Genomic DNA, 20,228 nt, shown 5'->3' with positions numbered 1-20,228 from the left:
TCCTAGGAGATTTCGTGAGCAATAGTATAAGAATTGACTATTCGCCTGTATTGAACGCACTCGATACCGTAAATTCAAATATCGAGGTAATCCGCGGTGATATTATTCGCGTCGAAGGCCAAGTGGGGAGCATGGCTGTCGATCTCGACTCAACGCGAAACGAACTCCGCGAATTAAGAAAAGCATTCGAGAAATACGCTAAGGAGTCAGAACGTACTGCTGCTGTCCAGCGCGCAGAAACAAAGATTGGCAATCTGAAGGCAGAATTGGATCGCCAGTACGGGCATTACGCCGTGGTACGCCGAACCAGTGTTGGTGTATTGCAGGCATTCGACGTCGGCAATGTTACAAACGAAGTGGTATCCCAGGTTTCAGAAGAACTCATGATTCAAAGCCCGCGATACTGGCTCGCTCCCGCACTAGTTGGTCTTGCCGCATGGTCACGTGATGACCAGGAAATTTGCGAAAAGTCCCTCAAGGAAGCCTATAACCGCGATCAAGCAAAAACATCATTGTTTTTCGCTTTAGTGTTGCGTCGCGTAAAGCGGACTGATGCCGCAAATCAGTGGCTTAAGCATTATTTAATGACCTGTGACTCAGGCTCGCTCACTCGGGAATTCGCAGTCATTCTTGAGGCTGCTGCCGAAGGTGCTTTCGGACCTATTGCCGAGCACATTCTTTCGGAAAAACTCCATGAGTGGAACCGTATGCTCCGTCAGCAGCCTACTGTTGTAGAAGCCCAAACGGAGGAATGGAACAACGAGTTTATGAGCAATAAGCAGCAACTCGTTACAGATGACTACGCCAAACTTGCGCAACTAAGCCCTGATTTCCCGCGTTTACGCACACTAATCGAATCTGCTACTGCGCTTGGCATCTTTGCGGATAAATATGAAACTATACGCGACGTCGAATTGCAAGCTACGGACCGCATTGAAGACGCCCTCGATGATCTCTTAGAGCAATTAGTCACCGAGTATGACGAAGAAGAACTCCCAATTCGTCGCGACGTCGCTTACAACGAGGCAATTCTGGACACTCACGGCGACCTTGACGCCGCGAAAGTAAAAGCAGATCAATACGTTCGAGCATTAGAGGAAACCTTGGACGCGGTCACACTTCAAACTCGTGCCGCGATCAATCCAGAGCTTCTTGGTGTTTCAATAAATACCCAGCGCGTGGCTATTGGTACAGGTTTAGAGGATGTCCGTGCTGGCTTAGCAAAATTTACCAAAGGCTACCGGGCAGACTACTTGGATGCCGCGACTATCATCTTGGATGAAAATCACTCTGGATTTGCCCAGCAATTTAACTTTGGCCGATTCACTACGAGTACAGCTGAAGACGAGCAAACCTCCCTAAACCGACTAAAAGAACAATGGAATGCTGCCTTCCAGGGTTATATCCAACAGGTTCAATTCACCAATGTTCAGATGGTTCTTCCCATTATTGCCGCAATCCTCATAGTTTTAGTTATGGGATTGGGTGGGATTATCTCGGCATTATTAGGCCTTATTTTGGGTGCTGGCGGCGCCGCTTTTTGGATCTACACCAAAAAGACAACCGCTGAGCGGAAAGTAGCTGAAGCTGAAACCGCGCGCGAGAACGCGTTTCTTGTTTCTCGGGATTTGCTCCTTGAAACCCGTGCGGAATTTCTTGATCTTCATTTGGAATACCATGACCTCGATCAAGACGAAGAAAAGGTAAAGCGCTTGCTTGATACATGGCCTACTACTATGCAGAAAGTTTCAAACTCATGACACAACCAAACCTTGAACCAGTTGAATCGCCCATGCCGGTTATTCGACGGGAACGCCGTCACCCGCGTTTCGTTGAACCACCCAAGCAGAAAAACCAAGAACTGCTTAATCGCTCCGATCTTATTCACCGTACAAATCGCGATGGCAAGAAACCGGCTTTTAGCCGCCAACGTAATATTGCTGGTGATTTACCAACTTGGAATCCTGAACCTCCAGGCGGGATCCTTATTCAGCGGAGCAATACAACATCATGATTTCTACTCACGGGGCTCAAGCCAATGGAGTGTACGAACAATGGGTTCTTACCATTCGGGAATGGGCAGAAGACTCTACTGTTTCCCTGGCATTACTGCCTCCATTAACGGATGAGAGTTTTAATCCACCTACGTTTAAGCGTTTGCTCAAACATATTGACCGTGCGCTAAGTGCAGTCGATACTCGGTGGAATGAATCTTTGCAAAAGGCACTAAGTACGGCTAATTCACTCCACGAATTTGAGCTTGCGCTTGTGCAAAGCCGCGCGCTTCTGGCTCGGCGCATTCAACTTTGCAAACATCCATCGCTCCCAGATGTAATTCGTACTTCATTGCTTCAAGATGCTCGGGCAAAAATCCAGGACTGGCAAAACCAACTGGAAACCAGTGTTGCTCGTGCTTCATCACGTTCTTCGATTGACAACCGGGAGCGTGAGCAGTTATTGAACCTCGTGAGAAAATCTCCGCTTACAGCAGTACTCGATGAAGATTTTCAAACTTCTAATAGTCTTTTCAAGGTAATCGACCAGCAGAGTTCATAGCGCCATGCCTAATTATCATGAAACAACCGATATTATTCGGCGGTATCTCAAAGCCAGGGTTCCACTGATTGTTATTAATTCCATCGAACCGAAACGGGTTTTAGATATTTTGAAGCAACTTTCGCGGGAACTTCAATCACTTCCTTTTTTTGAATATTCCAGTGCTGAAGGTTTGCGGGAAATGTCGTCTGGGCAAACAGTCATCGATGACCAGTCTCTGATTTCCGTGCTTGAGCACGCGCGCACTGTATTTAAATCTCGTATGAATGTAAATTTTGTTTTTACAGAAATCGATGATTTATCTGCAGATACGCCCACTGCTCGGCATTTTGCTCAAATGACTCGAATCGCCGAACCGCACCAAGGTTCGCTGATTATGGTTGTAGATAAACCCGTGTGGAGTGGGCTTTCCCGATTGGGTATGACAGTAGCCTTGGACCTGCCTACGACCGATGAACTTTTTGAAACCGTCGAAGACATGATCGAAGGTCATCGTGGAACTGTACCTATTGAATGGCAACATCAGGAAATGCGCCAAGCAGCCGAAATGCTTTCTGGGATCACAGAAGCGGAAGCAATTAATGTTTTGGCCACATTGATTGTTAAAGGTGAAGTTCGTAATGAAGATCTCACGGAGTTATCGCACTTTAAGGATGCGATCTTCGGTGAACTTACTGGAATTGAACGGATTCGCCTGCGAGAGGATTACCAGATTGGCGGGTTACGTAATCTTAAGCAATGGCTGCGTAAGCGCGAGTGGTTGATTAAAGCTGATCTTTCTAATTCGAATCTTCACCCGCCGAAGGGTGTGTTATTGTGTGGCGTCCCTGGGTGTGGGAAGTCTCTCTCTGCAAAAGCGATTGCGTACGAATGGGGTCTACCCTTATATCGCCTGGATATGAGTTCGGTTTTAGGCATGTATGTCGGTGAGTCAGAGTCGAATCTTCGCGAAGCTCTTGCCACTGCGGATCGCGTTGCACCTTGTGTTTTGTGGATCGACGAAATTGAAAAGGCTCTCGCCTCAACTGGTAGTGATGGAAATGTTACCAAGCGGCTTATCGGCCAGTTCCTATTTTGGTTGCAAGAATCCACATCGAAAGTGTTTATGGTCGCTACGGCAAATGACGTTGCTACGCTTCCCCCGGAATTATTACGCAAAGGCCGCTTTGATGAGGTCTTTTTCGTTGATCTTCCCACAAGCCAAGATCGTGAGGAGATTATCCAAATGTGCTTCCGCAAATACATCAATATCAACCCCCCGCACGAACTTGTTACTGATCTAGTGGGGTTATCAGAAGGTTTTGCCGGTTCAGATATTGATGCTGTTATTCACGATATTGCATCAGATATGTTGGCTCATCAATCCACTATGCTTCCAGACGCTGCATATATTCGTGATTTGTTTGCCAATGTCATGCCATTTTCTAAGTCCAACCCGGAGGAAGTCGCGGCAATTCGCAGCTGGGGGCACACTCGTGCTGTTCCAGCTGGTGAATCGCTGCAACCAACTTCCTCGGTTCCAACACCAACCGTTGGCCGGCAAGTTGTACTTTAGATTTGGTCGGTGGGCATGATTCGCATCGTGTCAATATTCATATGCTTTGGGCATGATGCGACCCACCGGACTGCTTCCGCAATATCTTCCGCAGTCAGGCTGAGGTTTCCTTCATAGACTTTGGCTGCTTTTTCGCTGTCACCACCAAATCGGATAAGGGAAAATTCTTCGGTGTGTACGCGACCGGGATCAATTTCGCACACCCGCAAAGGTTGATCTGCGGTTTCCATTCGCAGCACTCGAGTCATTGCGGCCACACCGTGTTTGGCTGCGTTATAGCCAGCACCACCAATATAAGGTACGTGTGCTGCCACTGAACCAATATTGATTATTTGGCCTTCAGCTTTTAAAAGTTTCGGTAGCAATGCCTGGGTGACACGTAAGGTACCCAACACATTAGTGTCAAACATCCATTGCCAGTCTTCGATATTGCCATTCGCCACTGAATCTAGGCCTTTTGCACCGCCTGCATTGTTTACAAGCAAGTCAACGTTGTCGATTGCTTCCGCAAAGTTACTTACCGACGCCGCGTCCGTGACGTCGAGAAGCATGGCTCGGCCGCCGATACTCGCGGCAAGCTCTTCGAGGCGTTCCTTCCTACGCGCAGCGCAAATAACAAACCAACCATCATTTGCAAGAGCCTTGGCAGTTGCCCGCCCGATACCACTAGAAGCTCCCGTTACTACTGCAATACGCTGATTCATACCTTTAACCTAGCATGGAAGTTGAGCCTGGAATCCGGCAATCAACCATGCCAACGGCCTGCATAAGCGCAAAACAAATCACCGGCCCTACAAATATAAATCCATGCTTTTTCAAAGCTTTTGCCATTGCTTCCGATTCATTCGTTTGGGTTGGGATTTCTAAATGGTTTAACGGGATCTCCCACTGCTCAGGTGCAAACGACCACAGTAAGTTTGATAAACCTTCAGTTTCGCGCAGTTGAATCGTTGCTAAAGCATTGGTTTTTACGGCTGCAAGTTTTCGTTTATTGCGTATAAGTTCTGGCCGTTCAGCCAGGGATTCTATTTCTTTATCTGTCATTGCAGCGACGCTATCTGGATCAAAATCATGGAACGCTGTGCGTAAATCTGCTCGTTTTCTCAGCACTACATTCCAAGAAAGTCCGGCTTGGAACCCCTCTAAGCAAACGCGTTCAAATAGTCCACGTTCGTCTCGAATCTCCCTGCCCCATTCTTCGTCGTAGTACTTCCTCATTTGGTCATTCGCTTCGGCCCAAGCAGGGCGGATACGGCCATCAACACCGCGCTGTAAACCAAGTTGAGCGAGATGGGCATCGTCAAATGTATAAATATCCTTCATAATCTGAAGAGTATTATTTCCACGATGATTGAAAAAGACGCCAAATTTGAAGACCTTGCCCCTGGATACCATGACTATGAGATTTGATCTACAGCACATTGGCCAGAGACTCCCAGTTATGCAGGCAGTTCCGGAACTTTCAATGGCAATCCAAGAGCATCACGCCGCAATTGTCCAGGCACCACCAGGCACCGGAAAAACTACACTCGTACCGCCGTTGCTTCATAACCTTACGGCAGGAAAAATTCTGGTCACTGCCCCGCGAAGAGTTGCTGTGCGTGCTGCGGCCCGACGACTCAGTAAACTCAGCCAGACTCCTTTGGGTTCACTGGTTGGGTATGCCATACGTGGCGAATATGTGCCAGGCAGCGCTATAGAATTCCTGACTCCTGGTGTGCTGCTTCGGCGATTACTTCAAGATCCTGAACTACCAGATATTGCGGGAGTGATTATTGATGAAGTCCACGAGCGCCATATCGAATCAGATTTGGTTCTGGGGATGGTTGCCGAACTCCGACAACTTCGTGAGGATCTGACTGTCGTAGCAATGTCTGCAACATTGAATGCATCCACATTTGCTGATTTTCTTTCTGCGCCCATTGTGCGCACTCCCGCCGTTACCTTTCCATTGGACATTACCTACGTACCCGGGCCGGAGCGTCTTACTAGTAGTACAACGTTTTTAGATCATATTGTCAGCCAAGCGTTAGGTCACTCGGATTCAGTCTTAGTATTTGTACCTGGCCTACGGGAAGTTGAGTACGTTTGCAAGCAAATTGGTGGTCTCGCAATTCCGCTCCACGGACGCCAAACTCCCGCCGAACAAGATCGAGCTTTTGAAAGCGCACATCGCATAGTTGTAGCAACAAATATTGCAGAATCTTCGGTGACAGTACCTGGCGTTCGGGTGGTAATCGATGCTGGGCTTTCTCGTGTTCCACGGCGCGATACTTCCAGAAATATTACTGGACTGGTTACGGAATCATGCACACGTTCACAGGCTGATCAACGTGCTGGTCGGGCAGGACGCGAGGGGCCAGGCCAGGTTATCCGCTGTTACTCTAAAAGGGACTATCAGCATTTTAAACCTGATATCACACCAGAAATACAGACCTCTGACCTTACTGAAGCTGCGCTTTTTATTGCCTGCTGGGGCCCGATGGAACTTATCGACGCCCCACCACCAACAGCGCTAAAAGCAGCGCGAGAAACCCTTACCCGCATTGGCGCATTACATCAAGAAAGCATTACACCGTTGGGGCGTCGATTAGCGCAAATGCCTGCGGATCCACGCTTAGCCAGGGCACTAATTGATGCCGCTCCTTTGACGGGTTCCCGGGCCGCCGCCAAAGCAGTATCAATTCTCGCTCACGGCGATACCCGCGATAGTAAACGATTTGAAAAGCTCATTGATTATTTCCCTGATACCCGACATAATGCATCCGCACTGGTAACCGCATATGCATTTCCCGACCGGATAGCGAAATATAATAACGGAGAATACATACTCGCTTCCGGAACACGAGCCCAAACCACCGAATACAATGACCCCTGGTTAGCGATCAGTGAAATTCAACGAATCGGCCAGAAAGTAGTAATTAGGCAAGCATTCCCGATTACTGAACAGGTGGCTTTGAGTATTCTGCCGATTACCGAGCAATTGGATATCAGCCTAGATGCGAAAGGCCAGCCATTAGGGAAAAACATACGGTTTGCAGGTGCAATAGAACTCTCGAAAACGCCAGCTACACTTTCTCCTGAAGACCAATGGGAAGCCATAGCCCAAGGAATTATTAATGGTGCAATCACCCTTCCCAAACCCCAACAGGAAATCCAAGCTCGTCTCCAGTATCTGCACACTCACTTGGGCAGCCCTTGGCCAGCAGTGACGCAAGTTGAGTTGAACAACCGTATTTCGGAATGGCTCAATCCTGACCTCACTATGAACTTAGAAAATCTAATCCCATGGGATTTAGCACGTGATTTTCACGTTCTTGCGCCAATAAAATTCCAAGTTCCAAGTGGTCGCAATGTCCCGATAATGTACACCAATGACCGCGCAATAGTACAAGTAAAACTCCAAGAATGCTTTGGGCTAAACACAACCCCACAACTTGCAGGTAAAAATATCCAATTTCACTTACTCTCTCCTGCAAATCGGCCAATAGCAATCACAGACGAACTGGAGCGATTCTGGGCAGGACCGTACCAAAATGTGCGAAAAGAAATGCGCGGACGCTATCCAAAACATCCTTGGCCAGAAAACCCTTTCACCGCAATGCCTACCGCACAAACAAAACAGTCTAAGGCGTAAGCAGAAGCTTCCCCACCAAAATAACCACCAATGCTAAAAGGGCCACTCGGATAAACTTTGCTCCGCCAGCAACCAAAGTTTTAGCCCCCAGCAATCCACCTGCAATATTCGCGATTGCAAGACCCAGACCAAGTTTCCAGAGCACTTGGCCTTCAACCGCAAACGCAAACAATGCACCCAAATTTGTACACGCATTTACAAGTTTTGCAAGCACAGAGGAGCGGAGAAAATCTCCCGTAAGAAAAGCCGTAAACACCATAATCAAAAACATGCCTGTTCCTGGCCCAAAAATACCGTCATAAAATGCGATACTTCCTGCGAGTAACAATGCCAATAATGGTCGTTTTCGCACCTCAGAGTGCGTCGTTCCAAATTCTGGCCGTATAGCTACAAATATTCCGACTGCCAGCAATAACCCAATAATAAATGGCCGCATTATTTGCGTGGAAATCACACTTGCCGCAAGTGCACCACCACCGGCACACACCAAAGCAATAATAATATATTGGACAGTCTTTTTAGGTAGGCCAAATTTTCGAATTAACGTAATTGCAGCTGATACAGTCCCGGAAAAGCCCGCGACTTTATTGGTTGCCAAAGCCATTGTTGGTGGTATTCCATAGCCCATAAGTAAGGGCACAAGAACTAAACCACCACCCCCAATGACAGCATCAATCCATCCTGCGACAAACGCGCCGATGAATAACCATGTCATAACCGCCAGTCTAACTTTTATATTGCTCCGAACATTAAAATTTAGTGTTTGGATTCCAAACAAATACTCGTTCGGACCGGGTATTCTGAGGTCAGAGCTTTACGTGGCCAGATAAAAGTTGCAGAACAAGAGGCAATAACACAATGTTTAATATTGAAATCGAGAAGAAATTCTTAGCTGCTCACATACCTGCTGAGATACATAATGCTCACTCGATTCGACTCTTTGATGTGTACTTTCCCGATGACCCAACAAAAGAAGCTCATCTTCGCGCACGGAAAGCAAACCAAAACTTTAAACTTACAAAGAAAATTCCTGTTATTGGGTCTCATTCCACAGCGCACTTGGAAACAACGATTGCTTTGGAACCTGCAGAGTTTGCATCCATTACCAAAGGCCACACACGGATAATCGAAAAAGATCGATACAATATCGATCTCCATGGTCATCGCACCCAAGTTGATGTATTTATCGGGAAACTCGCCGGCCTAGTCCTTATAGAAATTTCCTTTGAAGACGAAATTCATATGCGAGGATTTAAACCTCCTAGTTGCTGCGGCCCGGAGGTAACCAATGAAGATTTTATTATTGGCGGACTACTTGCCGCCTGTACTTATGATGATATTCGACCTCATTTAGATCGACTTGGATACCGCCCGGTTCACTAGTGTTGAGCCAGTAATGATGGCAGTATTGAGCCAACTACAGCTAACGTAAAAATACCTACCGCAAGCATCGTGACAGCTATTCCCGAGCCAAATGCAGAACTCAAACAAGATCCGGCAAAACCAAGTACAAAAAGAACAGAAACTATGTAGATTGATTTCCGATTCATGGTTCACAACACCTCCAAAAGAAGCATCGGTAGTATCCTTAAGCCTACCAATCCTCGATAAGGTGTTCACCTGGTTTGGCGATAAACATGAAATCTACTCTCCGTTGTCTTGCTTGAGCACTACATCACGCAGGATAGACATTGGAATTGATCCTTCCGCCAGTGCTTTTGCATGAAACTCTCGTGCCGTTTGTCCTGTTTGGAGGGCGTCGGCCCGAAGTTCTTGCCAAAGTCGTTGTCCCAGCGCATAGGATGGTGCTTGCCCTGGCCAACCAAAGTAGCGATGCAATTCAAAATGCAGGTTAGCGTCACTCATTGCTACGTGATTACGCAGGAATCGGTGTGCGTACTCAAATGTCCATTCGCCTCCATCTGGAGTCTTTTTACCCAAGTGAACTCCAATGTCTAGCACTACTCTGGCGGCTCGGAGACGCTGAGCATCATAAAACCCCATGCGATAGCCAGGATCATCAAGATACCCGAGTTCTTTCATAAGTGCTTCCGCATATAACGCCCAGCCTTCGCCGTGGCCGGAATTCCAGCACGCAACACGACGCCACAGATTTAGTTTGTCGCGTTGGCAAATTGCAAGTCCCAGTTGCAGGTGGTGCCCCGGAACGCCTTCATGATAGACGGTGGTGAGTTCTTTCCATGTATGAAACGTATCCTCGCCCGGCGGGACGGACCACCACATTCTTCCTGGCCGAGAAAAGTCATCTGTGGGTGGTGTGTAGAAAATACCGCCAGTGCCAGCAGGGTCAATGCAGCATTCAATTGTCCGCATTACGTCCGGGATTTTAAAGTGTTTTTCGGACAGTTCATCTACAACAGTATCTGCGATGTTTTGCATCCAAGCAGTAAGCTTATCAACACCGTGCAGGGTATAACGTTCCTCTTGATCTAAGCGCTTGCAAGCTTCAGTTACCGAGACCCCAGAACCGTAAAGTTCCTTTGCGCACTCTTGCTGTTGCGCAATGATCTTAGCCAATTGTTCTTGGCCCCAGTTATATGCTTCATCAAGGTCTATTTCCGCACCAGTAAATTCGCGGGAAAATAGTTCGTACCGGTCTCTGCCAAAACTATCTACTTCCGGTGCCCGAGGTAAAAGTTCTTCCCGTAACCAGGCAGCGAGTTCCGCAAATGCTTGCTTTGCTTGCGGTATTTCAGGAACGGGGGCGTCAAAAAGTTTATCTAGGACAGTGCCGTTGACCAGATCATCTATTTGGCTCAATAACTCAATAATTTGTCGGCGTGCCGCAATGTCCCCAAGATTGGCAGCAAGAGCAAGGGATTCGCGATATCCACCCAGGGCTTGTGGAACTTTTCCAAGTCGGCCCCGTATAGCATCCCCAATTGGCATTTGCAGTAGTGAATCTCGAATATGCTGCACTGGCGAATCGATAGTATTCAAATTGCGTAGGTTTTCGCCGCGCTGCCATAACTCGACGGCAATTCCAAGACGGTCGCGCATTACTGCGGCGGTGATTTCATCACCATCACTTTCGAAGGTATCGACGTCGCGCAACATCTGTTGAGTACGCTGACTGACGCTTTCATAAAATTCTGGGCTGAAATCCTGCAATGCATCATCATGCCCTGGAATCCCCCAGTCAGTCGCCTGCGTTGGGATTAGTGCGGCAAGATCATACACATATTGCTTAGCGCATTGATCTAATTGAGAAGGCTTATGTTGTTGGTTCACTATAGTCCTTTGTTTTTTGGCTAGCCCCACTTAATACCAGGTGCTCGCCAAGTATCTAATGCTTCAAAAAGTTCTGGAACACTTTCCACGACAATCAAAGCATCAATATATTTTCGCGGAATGAAACCTTCTTCGCTCATACGCGTAAGTGATTCAATGAGTGGGGTCCAATAACCCTCAATGTTGTACAACACTACTGGCATGCAGTCTGGGCCTAGTAATTGCATGGTAAAAACTTCAAAGAGTTCTTCCAAGGTTCCAATACCGCCTGGTAATGCCACAAAAACATCCCCCAATTGTTCCATCCGGGCTTTGCGCTCAGCCATTGTGTCTACAACTTCAAGATGAGTCAGACCGGTATGTGCAATTTCTCGATCAAGTAGCGATATTGGAATCACACCGATAACATCGCCACCTGCAGTAAGCGCGGCGTCGGCAAGCTCTCCCATAAGGCCCACGTTGCCACCACCATAGACAATATCCACACCATTCTCAGCTAACCCACGGCCGAATTCCCGTGTTGCGTGAACATATTCCGCACGGGCCCCGCAAGCAGAACCGCAGTACACGGTAATCGCATGAATTGCTGGCGCTAGCGGTTTGACCATGACACCATCTACGCGAGTTTCAAACCCTAGACGCGCATAGAGACGTCGAGCTGGGTTTGTATCCGAGACCGTGAGTGCCAAACCAGGCCAACTAACGGTATATGCATGAGTAATTAGAGAATCTAGTAAGCGCGTACCAAGTCCTTGGCCTTGAAACCCAGGATCCACGCTTACAGTGATTTCAGGCAAGGATCCTTGCAATGACGCCCAGGCAACTCCAACCACGCTCGATTCGTTCAAAGCTACGATTCCATAGTCACCACGTTTTGGAAGGAAACCTAAGAGCCTGGGGGCTCGCTCCTCACGTGCCGCATTACGCTCTTCCGCCGCTTTCCGCAACTCGATGTCATCGCTGGTCATAGGACGGAAGGTCAAAGTGGTTTGCATGCCCATTATCGTACATTCTTTACCTTCTTTTACCGCGTTCTATACCCAGATCACTAAAAACCTGAACAAAAATCTCAGGAAAATCAGAATGATCATTACATTCGATTTAGACATATCAGTCTATACTTGTGCGCATGCAAACTCCGCTCGGAAACCCAATCACCGCGGCGGCACAGTGTCTGCACCATATTCGGCAACATCGACTTTCCGTTCGCGCAGACCTCACTGCCGCCACGGGCTTATCGCAACCCACTATTACTCGCGCTGTGGCAGCCCTTAATAAAATTGGACTTGTTCGTGAACGACCCGATCTTGTTCACCCAAATGGCCCAGGTCGCCCTACAATCCCCCTAGAGCTTGATGGCACTGGAAAAACATTCGCTGGAGTATCTATTGACCACCTGGTTACCTATGCAACCCTGGTAGATGCCCGTGGAAACACGATTCGAGACGTATTTTTAGAAAACACGAACGAAGGACTTGACGCCCCTGCACTCGTTCAAAAAGTCTTGAATACGTTGAATGGCTCCCCCGTTTCTATTGGCATAGCGATTACTAATTCACTTTCAATTGACTTCCCGCAAGCTGAGATCACATCAACTGCATGCGCACTCGCTGCTTCAGAGATACAATCCGCATCACTTGCAGATACAAAAGCACGCCGCACCGTTGTATGTCACCTCCCATTACGGGAGTCAACAGCAGCGCTTGCATGGGCTGAAGGCCCGGAAATCCGCGAAGAATCCGCCTCATTACGATCATTACCCCACCTAGTAGACCAAATTAAACCGACCAGTCTAGTTTTAGCTGGTTGTGGTTTTACAGAGATTCGGGAAAACCGGGCTATTGTCGCGGAAAGTGTAAAAAATACCGAACTTCGCATGATCCCAACTCATGGGGATACGGTACGGATTGCAGCACGGGCAGTAGCCCTCGGAAGGCTTTATACGGATCCATTAAAAACGGTCACCTCTGCCAAACTGAGTGCTTGATCACTTTGGTTGTGCGCCGTCTTAATGTAGCGAGCAGCATGTGGAATAAACGCCGCTGATTGCTCAGATGTTAATTCCCTGCGGACCTTTGCGGGGATTCCAGCCGCCAAATGACGTGCTGGAATCTCCTGCCCCTCCAAAACGACCGCACCAGCTGCAATCAACGAACCTTCCCCCACAATGGAATGCGAAAGCAGCGTTGACTTCATCCCTACCAATGTGCCATTACCAACCGTTGTGCCGTGGAGAAGTGCCATATGCCCCACGGTAACGTCATTTCCGATAGTGCATGGAGCATCCCCATCCACATGGACCGTACAATTGTCCTGAATATTAGTACGAGCACCGATACGGATTGGCGCTACATCACCACGTAGCACGCAACCATAAAACACACTGGAATCCGGGCCGATCTCCACGTCACCAATAATCGTGGCATTTGGCGCAATCCAAGCATCTTTGTGGATACGCGGAGTTTTTCCTTGGTAAGCGAGGATTAGAGGTTCCATGGTGCCCAGTGTAGAGCTAGTACCGGTTCTCTACACGACGATTCGACTGACGCCCTGGATGCTGCGGCGCCTCATCTGGATACCCCACGGCAATCACCATTCCAATGGCGCGATCCGCACGACCACCTATACCAATCGCGGCTTTTACCTTTTCTTCATCCCAACCAGTCGTTGGACTTGTTGCTAACCCTTCGGCCTGAGCTGCAAGAAGCGCAAAACCAGAAACTAGCATTGCATCTTTTAGTGCCGCCTCCCGTAGCTTTTCAGGGGTTTTTGTTTCTTGCCAACCAGCAATCATATTCAAACGTTCTGTGGGAAGAATTTCTTTTACGTCATCAGGAAATGCTTCGGCGCGAGCAACTGAAATCAGCACCACCGGGGCGTCGAGAAATTGACGTTGATTTGACGCTTCAAACAGTGCTTGTTTGATTCCGGCATCGCGAACAACCACTAAATCTCTTAGCTGCAAATTAAACGCACTCGGCGCTTCCAAAGCCTGTTCAACAACACGATCAAGTACAGCTTCGGGAATTTCTTTATCCAAGTATTTACGTGTAGCTCGCCTGCTGGCAATTGCTTCCGCAACGGTTAAAGACATATACATCTCCTCAATTTCATGTTCGAATATGGTCTCTTAACCATATCCTTCAAATTAGCCAATACACTCAACACATGATCGACTTCACTGAAGCGCCGGATATCGTTGCTCCAAAACTACTTGGATGCATATTGAGTTTTGGAGGTGTAAGCATCCGCATCACCGAAGTTGAAGCTTATCTCGGCCGCGAAGACGAAGCCTCCCATGCATACCCTGGCAAAACCCAAAGAAACGAAGCAATGTTCGGCCCACCTGGGAGGATCTATGTATATAACTCTTACGGAATCCACAAAGCCGGCAATATTGTGTGCTGGCCAGCCGACCGCCCAGGGGCGGTTCTGCTGCGTGCAGGTGAAGTCATCCGTGGTGTAGATATTGCTTTACGACGCCGCGGTAATATCCACCCCACCAGCCGCCTCGCCCAAGGACCAGGGAACTTCGGCAAAGCCCTTGGATTGCTAATCGAGCACAATCACAAGCCAGTAGTTTGTTCCAAGCAATCTAAACCAGGCTCTTTTACTCTTATTGAGCCAGAAGACGTGCCTGAATACGTCACTGGCCGAAGAATTGGAATTACCAAAAACCCAGAACCAAAATGGCGCTTCTGGATCCCAGACGATCCAACAGTGTCTAGGACACGTAGTACTACCTAAAAGGCACTTCTCCAATTGCTCTCCGAAGTTTTCTTGTACGCAGTTTCATTGGAGCTTCTGCCATTGTTTCCACCGCCCTGACCGCACACATCACATGTGCTTCTTTTGAAGATGAGTAAAATGCTTGTGCGCCAGCAGGCAGTTTAGGCACAGCATGTAGCGGCAAATCCGAAACACTCAGCAATGTTCCATATGGGATGCGATAACGGTATCCATTCGCCGCAAGTGCTGAAGACTCCATATCCACTGCAACAGCTGTTGACCCGCGGAGAATCTGCCATAGATCAGAATGCGTATGCCATTCCCAATTTCGGTCGTCCGTGGAGAGTACCGTACCAGTACGCATAAGGTCTTGATTCTCCCCATACACTTCCAATACCGCATTTTCGAGCGTTCGTTGTACCTCCGGTACAGCAGGAATCGGGATATCTAAAGCAATCCGATCGTTAAGAATATGGTCCCGACGTTGATATGCATTGCCAAGGATAAGGTCTCCGATTCGCATTCGGGCATCCAGTCCTGCGCAGTGTCCAATCATTACCCAGCATTCTGGACGGAGAACGGCCAAGCAATCAGTTACCGTCTTTGCATTCGACGGCCCAACTCCAATATTGATCATTGTTATGCCATCACCCCTGGCAGTGCAAAGATCAAACCGCGGCATCTGATAAGCACTGCCCAAATCTAACTGGGTCCCGTTTGCAGCGGCCTCACCCACAGATACCGTAAGCCCATTAGGCAAGCATAGTTTTGTATACCGGGAGTCAGGTCGTTCCAACTCCGTCAACGCATAGCGAACAAATTCACTTGTATGCATGTCATAGTTGGTAAACAGAATGTATTTCTGCACGCTATCAATGGCAATTCCCGTATAGTGTTCGATCCTTCGGCATGCGATATCGAACCGCTGTGGAGTGAAATAACATAACGGTAATTCATCCCCATGAAATGCAGTCCAAGCTCCATCAACGATAGCGTCATCAATATCATCCAATGTGGGTTTCGGTACATCGCTGCGTCCTTGAGCTGGCGGCGCGCCATCAATATATTCTGGAGCAATCGGGATATTGCTTGGCCCAACCTCAATTTTGCAAGGATAATTATCTACGAGTGCTTCTAACATCTCCAAGAGATAATCCCGCATAAGTTCTGGCCTGCTAATCGCTGAAGAATATCGACCCACATTATCTACATATCCATATGCAACCGTGCGGTCAATTGGCTTCCATTCCATAACTTCGACAATGAGCTTGGGGTACACCACATTGTCATAAGCATGCCCCCGAGTGAGCGCACTGCGAGCATGTTCGCACGCGGCATCATAAAGTTCAATAAGTTTTTCTACGGCCACTTCAGGAGTTTTGCAAGAATGGAACATAGGGTAATTCTACCCACCTATTTCCCGTAACGACGCCCTGCACACCATGTACCGTGTAAGCTAGCGGTATGAAAACGTATCTCACACAAATAAGCTGGTCATTCACTCATTTTTGGGAAAATACTTACGATTTTTCCCAAGCCGTAAGAGAATATCAGCAAGACATCCATAAGACCGATACTTACTGGAAGCCTGACGAGCCGATCATTAAAGAACCGGAAATCTATATTCAATATGAGGCCTGGTTACGCAACCCAAATGAACTTATGGCTAATGAAGAATTCGCAATAAACCGTAATACTACAGCAGAGGAAAAAGGATATTTTGAGGTAGAAATTGTAGCATTACTAGAAGCAGACAATGGTGAGTATTTTACCGCAAACGAGCTGCTATATAAGACACACCAACAAATGGCCACAAAAGAGCTTGGTGATCATGTCTTTTTCGAGGGTTTTACCCACACAAGCAAAAAACTTCGCAACCACATCGTGCTTGAAGTGAATTGCGGAAGTTAAAAGATGCCTACGAATTTCCGTGCCAGCTACCAGAGCGTTTGGGCATACTCCCATAACCAAACACAGATTCCTACTGTAAGTAAAACTTGAAGTGTTGCAATAATGGCCTTCTGCTTCATTTCTATCCCATCCTTCCACCAATGTAACCAAGTATAAGTTTTACTCAATACTTCCGCATAGCTTAGCTTTAGCGCATGTTCCTATAGTGATCAAGCACTGGCCCCACATCTTTAGCTATTTCCTCAATGCTCATTGCAGTTAGTGCTGGAACCTTCACCAAGTAGCGCGCTACTACCAGCCCAAACATCTGCGAACCGATCAACGAAACCTTAATATCAAACATCGGATCGTTCGTATCCGCACGCAACTTTGGCAAAATCTGTTCGTAAATAAAACCCTGAAATACATCCCGCGATTCCTCGTGCTCGGAAAACCCACGCAAAATACTTAGCACTGCTGGGCCAAAATTTGATGTTTCCATTGCACGTAAAACAAGCTTGATATATTCCTCCCCATTTAAACTGCCATCAATAAAAAATGCATGCAGACGATCAACAATATGATGCTCTTCGTAGGCATCAGCAATAAGCTTGGTAAAAAGCTTCGATTTTGAACCAAAATAGTAGTGGATAAGTTTAGGGTCAACATTCGCTCGTTTGGCAATGCCCCGCATTGTTGCTCGTTGATACCCCTTGCTTGCAAACTCATATCGAGCAGCCTGCAACACGTCTTCTTTTACATCTATTCGGTCCGCTATTGGACCTCGTTTACCTTGCACTTCTTTTGCATTTGTCTTCAGCTTATCTTCCGTTTGCGATGGCTTCACATTGCAAATTTTACCCACTCCCGTTAATTTCACCAAGCGTGGAAATTCTGTGATAAAATGAGTTTCCACAGACGATGAAATTTGAGTGGAGGTCGATATGAAGGCGATGATCATCAAAGAGATACGAGAACTAGCAAGAGATCGTCGCACGGTTATGTTGCTTGTTGCTATCCCATTGATCTTGTTGATCATTTACGGCTATGCCGCAAATTTCTCGATTGATAAAACAAATATCCTTATTGCAGGGCCTGGAGCAAAGCACACGGAACAAATTCTACGAACCAATGAATCAGCCAAAGAGTCTTTTGCCATCACATCAGTAGAGCCCGATATACCGAAGGAACAAATAGAAGACCTCTTGCGGGATCGCACCTATAACGCCGTAATCTTTGCGTCTGAGCCTGAGGTTCCTGACAAATTAGGACACGAAGAACCCCTGAGTAAACACAATCATCTCTACATCGACGGATCACAACTTTTTGCTGCTCAATCGGCACAACAGGCATGGATACGGACAATTATTGAAGACAATAAAAACAAATTTTCGGAAGCTCATGCCAATATCGAGAAATTCCTCCGAGAAATCCAGAGGCCTCAGTCTAACCCCAGCCAATCGCCGATGAATCCGAACCAGATACGTGAAATACCCATACTTCCTGAGACTTCCACTGCGCTAGATATCAAAGAATTTTCCACGGTGCTTTTCAACCCGGAACTCAAAACATCATGGGTTATGATTCCTGGTCTTATCGGATTAATCCTCACTTTTATTGGAACCGTAATCACAAGTATTGGCTTGGTTCGTGAACGTGAATCTGGAACCCTCGAGCAATTAGCCGTTATGCCTATACGTCCTTGGGCAATTATTTTAGGCAAGATTATCCCTTACTTTGCTTTGGCCCTATTCGACACGGTTCTTATTACCTCCGTAGCCGTCTGGCTCTTCGGCGTTCCATTCGAAGGTTCAATATGGCGCTTCAGCATTGTTGCCGCGTTATTCCTATTTGTGGTCCTTGGATTGGGAGTTTTTGTTTCATCGATATCCGAAAATACTGGCCAAGCCATCCAAGTAGCTTTCATGCTCGTTATGCCACAAGTTTTATTGTCTGGGTTTATTTTCCCAATCGAATCCATGGACGTGAAAATTCAATGGATCAGCTATATATTGCCGCTCACCTGGTTTAATAACGCGGCACAGGGCATTATGTTGCGCGATACCTCTCTCACTCAGATCCTCAGCTCCGTTGAAATCCTTGCACTTATGGCTGTTGTAATCTTCGGTGCTTCCGTTATTCGAATGCACGCGATTCTCCGGAACGGAGGCAGTGTTCGATGATCCCCATCCCTCAATTACTTAAGGACCTAGCACCAGGAACAATACACACTCTTATTGGTGGTGATGGTGCCGGTAAGACCACTATCCTACGAAACTTGGCATTTGCACATCGAAGTGGAAACGCTAATTCGGATATCCCAGTCTCCTATCAGCCTGCAACTTCAGGCGTGTGGCCCAATCTCTCCGTACGGGAAAACCTGGAATTTATTTCACAAACCTTTGGTATGCCTACACAGTTTGCCGCAAACCGAATCGATGAACTTATACACTTAGCTGGTCTCTCTCACGCCGAACACCGAATCGGGCGAAAGCTTTCAGGTGGCATGCGCCAAAAGCTCGGCGTAATTATGGCCATGCTGCCCAAACCACAACTTTTACTTCTGGATGAACCGACTACCGGCGTGGATTCAAAAAGCCGAATAACCATGTGGGAGCTTATTACGCAAGCCGCACAAGAAGGCACAACGGTAGTCTTGGCGACCACATATTTAGATGAAGCTGAAAAGTCTGACCAGGTATATCTCCTGGATAAGGGTCAATTATTGGCAGCCGGCACCCCACCTGAGATATGTGCCAGCGCACCTGGAATCATCTGGCAATGCCATATTGACGCGGACGCTGTTTTAAGTATGGAATCAATTCGAATATGGCGCCGTGGAAAAACGATGTATCAGTGGTCTCCTGAAACTCACGCTGAACCTCCTGCAAACATGGCAACAGCAGATTTTGATCTCGACCTTGCAACAGTTGCATTCCTGTTACAAAATACTCCCGATAACCGCCCAAAGTTCCCGATACACATTGATGTACCCAGTGGAAAACCTTTAGTTGACGTCCAGCAAGCAACCAAGCGTTTCGGCAGTTTTACCGCACTTAATAACGTATCAATGAAAGTTTGCAGTGGTGAGATTGTTGGATTAATAGGCAGTAATGGCGCAGGTAAAAGTACACTTATCAGATTAATACTAGGCTTGGACAGAGCTACCAAAGGCACGGTTTTGCTATTCGGTCAAACACCTCAACACATTACGCGGTCCCGTATCGGATATGTACCACAAAGCCTCGGATTGTACCCAAGTTTAAATGCACAAGAAAACTTGGATTTCACTACTTCAGTATTTCACAAGCAAAAAATGAATTCGCTATTCAGTGACAATCAGCAACCAGTAATCACTATGCCATTAGGTACACAACGTAACCTCGCGGTGGAGTGCGCACTCAGTCATGCACCGGAACTGCTTATCTTGGATGAACCCACTTCAGGAATGGATGCACTCTCACGGGCTATGTTATGGAAGACATTACGACACGCAGCTTCGTGCGGAGTAGGTGTACTGATCACTACTCACTACGAACAGGAAGCATTGCAATGTGACAGGCTCATTACATTGGAAAACGGCCGACGCATTCAGTGAATGCGATTGTT

Annotated in this window: 21 protein-coding genes; 11 read left to right on the top strand and 10 right to left on the bottom strand. The window is 47.4% G+C overall.

Translation table 11 applies throughout. The features are described from left to right. The first annotated feature begins 14 nt into the window (after window positions 1-14). The 4 genes from CFREI_RS00280 to CFREI_RS00265 are packed head-to-tail and all read left to right on the top strand — an operon-like array spanning window position 15 to window position 4,111. Window positions 15-1,760: a hypothetical protein gene (locus CFREI_RS00280; RefSeq protein WP_240483174.1), complete on the top strand. Its 1,746-nt coding sequence runs from the start codon at window positions 15-17 to the stop codon at window positions 1,758-1,760. Next, the gene (locus tag CFREI_RS00275; RefSeq protein ID WP_051255756.1) at window positions 1,757-2,014 is read left to right on the top strand and encodes a hypothetical protein; all 258 of its coding nucleotides are present in this window, start codon (window positions 1,757-1,759) and stop codon (window positions 2,012-2,014) included. Before CFREI_RS00280 ends, CFREI_RS00275 begins: the two co-directional genes overlap by 4 nt. Beyond that, on the top strand, window positions 2,011-2,556 hold the full coding sequence (locus CFREI_RS00270; protein WP_035111269.1) for a hypothetical protein: 546 nt from the start codon (window positions 2,011-2,013) through the stop codon (window positions 2,554-2,556). The genes CFREI_RS00275 and CFREI_RS00270 overlap by 4 nt, the downstream gene beginning before the upstream one ends. A 4-nt stretch (window positions 2,557-2,560) precedes the next feature. Further along, window positions 2,561-4,111, top strand: coding sequence for an AAA family ATPase (locus tag CFREI_RS00265; protein WP_027011581.1), 1,551 nt, complete (start codon window positions 2,561-2,563; stop codon window positions 4,109-4,111). Here the strand turns inward: CFREI_RS00265 and CFREI_RS00260 are convergent. Next, window positions 4,108-4,815 carry an SDR family NAD(P)-dependent oxidoreductase gene (locus CFREI_RS00260; protein ID WP_027011580.1) on the bottom strand — a complete coding sequence of 236 codons (708 nt, stop codon included), beginning with the start codon at window positions 4,813-4,815 and terminating at the stop codon, window positions 4,108-4,110. The genes CFREI_RS00265 and CFREI_RS00260 overlap by 4 nt on opposite strands. 4 nt (window positions 4,816-4,819) lie before the next feature. Continuing rightward, window positions 4,820-5,434 (bottom strand): DNA-3-methyladenine glycosylase I, encoded by a 615-nt coding sequence (locus CFREI_RS00255; protein WP_084170627.1) that lies wholly within the window; start codon window positions 5,432-5,434, stop codon window positions 4,820-4,822. A gap of 76 nt (window positions 5,435-5,510) precedes the next feature. Here CFREI_RS00255 and CFREI_RS00250 point away from each other — a divergent pair, with 76 nt between their 5' ends. Then, the gene (locus CFREI_RS00250) at window positions 5,511-7,748 is read left to right on the top strand and encodes an ATP-dependent RNA helicase (RefSeq protein ID WP_027011578.1); all 2,238 of its coding nucleotides are present in this window, start codon (window positions 5,511-5,513) and stop codon (window positions 7,746-7,748) included. On the opposite strand, the gene CFREI_RS00245 is transcribed toward CFREI_RS00250, so the two are convergent. After that, window positions 7,738-8,463, bottom strand: coding sequence for a TSUP family transporter (locus CFREI_RS00245; protein ID WP_051255755.1), 726 nt, complete (start codon window positions 8,461-8,463; stop codon window positions 7,738-7,740). The genes CFREI_RS00250 and CFREI_RS00245 overlap by 11 nt on opposite strands. 143 nt (window positions 8,464-8,606) lie before the next feature. On the opposite strand from CFREI_RS00245, the gene CFREI_RS00240 reads away from it, so the two are divergent. Next, entirely contained in the window at window positions 8,607-9,131 is a 525-nt protein-coding gene (locus CFREI_RS00240; protein WP_051255754.1) for a CYTH domain-containing protein, read from the top strand. On the opposite strand, the gene CFREI_RS00235 is transcribed toward CFREI_RS00240, so the two are convergent. From CFREI_RS00235 to CFREI_RS00225, 3 genes are all read right to left on the bottom strand, one after another. Next, on the bottom strand, window positions 9,128-9,298 hold the full coding sequence (locus CFREI_RS00235) for a hypothetical protein (RefSeq protein WP_156907676.1): 171 nt from the start codon (window positions 9,296-9,298) through the stop codon (window positions 9,128-9,130). The two genes, CFREI_RS00240 and CFREI_RS00235, sit on opposite strands and share 4 nt — an antisense overlap. A gap of 94 nt (window positions 9,299-9,392) precedes the next feature. Then, window positions 9,393-11,000, bottom strand: coding sequence for a DUF885 domain-containing protein (locus CFREI_RS00230; protein ID WP_027011576.1), 1,608 nt, complete (start codon window positions 10,998-11,000; stop codon window positions 9,393-9,395). 20 nt (window positions 11,001-11,020) lie between these two features. Then, on the bottom strand, window positions 11,021-11,995 hold the full coding sequence (locus tag CFREI_RS00225; protein ID WP_027011575.1) for a TIGR00730 family Rossman fold protein: 975 nt from the start codon (window positions 11,993-11,995) through the stop codon (window positions 11,021-11,023). A 134-nt stretch (window positions 11,996-12,129) separates the two neighbouring features. On the opposite strand from CFREI_RS00225, the gene CFREI_RS00220 reads away from it, so the two are divergent. Further along, window positions 12,130-12,987: a MarR family transcriptional regulator gene (locus CFREI_RS00220; RefSeq protein ID WP_027011574.1), complete on the top strand. Its 858-nt coding sequence runs from the start codon at window positions 12,130-12,132 to the stop codon at window positions 12,985-12,987. On the opposite strand, the gene CFREI_RS00215 is transcribed toward CFREI_RS00220, so the two are convergent. Both CFREI_RS00215 and CFREI_RS00210 read right to left on the bottom strand, forming a co-directional pair. Beyond that, window positions 12,939-13,496, bottom strand: coding sequence for a gamma carbonic anhydrase family protein (locus CFREI_RS00215; RefSeq protein ID WP_027011573.1), 558 nt, complete (start codon window positions 13,494-13,496; stop codon window positions 12,939-12,941). The genes CFREI_RS00220 and CFREI_RS00215 overlap by 49 nt on opposite strands. 16 nt (window positions 13,497-13,512) lie before the next feature. After that, window positions 13,513-14,094 (bottom strand): nitroreductase family protein, encoded by a 582-nt coding sequence (locus CFREI_RS00210; RefSeq protein WP_027011572.1) that lies wholly within the window; start codon window positions 14,092-14,094, stop codon window positions 13,513-13,515. A 74-nt stretch (window positions 14,095-14,168) separates the two neighbouring features. On the opposite strand from CFREI_RS00210, the gene CFREI_RS00205 reads away from it, so the two are divergent. After that, the gene (locus CFREI_RS00205; protein WP_027011571.1) at window positions 14,169-14,747 is read left to right on the top strand and encodes a DNA-3-methyladenine glycosylase; all 579 of its coding nucleotides are present in this window, start codon (window positions 14,169-14,171) and stop codon (window positions 14,745-14,747) included. Here CFREI_RS00205 and amn read toward each other — a convergent pair. Continuing rightward, window positions 14,740-16,125, bottom strand: coding sequence for an AMP nucleosidase (amn, locus tag CFREI_RS00200; RefSeq protein WP_027011570.1), 1,386 nt, complete (start codon window positions 16,123-16,125; stop codon window positions 14,740-14,742). The two genes, CFREI_RS00205 and amn, sit on opposite strands and share 8 nt — an antisense overlap. A gap of 68 nt (window positions 16,126-16,193) precedes the next feature. Here amn and CFREI_RS00195 point away from each other — a divergent pair, with 68 nt between their 5' ends. Then, window positions 16,194-16,640, top strand: coding sequence for a hypothetical protein (locus tag CFREI_RS00195; protein WP_051255752.1), 447 nt, complete (start codon window positions 16,194-16,196; stop codon window positions 16,638-16,640). 187 nt (window positions 16,641-16,827) lie between these two features. On the opposite strand, the gene CFREI_RS00190 is transcribed toward CFREI_RS00195, so the two are convergent. After that, the gene (locus tag CFREI_RS00190; protein ID WP_169719120.1) at window positions 16,828-17,466 is read right to left on the bottom strand and encodes a TetR/AcrR family transcriptional regulator; all 639 of its coding nucleotides are present in this window, start codon (window positions 17,464-17,466) and stop codon (window positions 16,828-16,830) included. A 97-nt stretch (window positions 17,467-17,563) separates the two neighbouring features. On the opposite strand from CFREI_RS00190, the gene CFREI_RS00185 reads away from it, so the two are divergent. Together CFREI_RS00185 and CFREI_RS00180 are read left to right on the top strand one after the other, a co-directional pair. Next, the gene (locus CFREI_RS00185) at window positions 17,564-18,802 is read left to right on the top strand and encodes an ABC transporter permease (protein ID WP_027011568.1); all 1,239 of its coding nucleotides are present in this window, start codon (window positions 17,564-17,566) and stop codon (window positions 18,800-18,802) included. Further along, complete coding sequence (locus tag CFREI_RS00180) at window positions 18,799-20,217, top strand: ATP-binding cassette domain-containing protein (RefSeq protein WP_027011567.1); 1,419 nt, start codon at window positions 18,799-18,801, stop codon at window positions 20,215-20,217. Before CFREI_RS00185 ends, CFREI_RS00180 begins: the two co-directional genes overlap by 4 nt. The last annotated feature ends 11 nt before the right edge of the window (window positions 20,218-20,228 follow it).

This window comes from Corynebacterium freiburgense (assembly GCF_030408815.1).
In the GTDB taxonomy this organism is placed as follows: domain Bacteria; phylum Actinomycetota; class Actinomycetes; order Mycobacteriales; family Mycobacteriaceae; genus Corynebacterium; species Corynebacterium freiburgense.
This window is presented reverse-complemented; position numbering and strand designations above follow the sequence as displayed.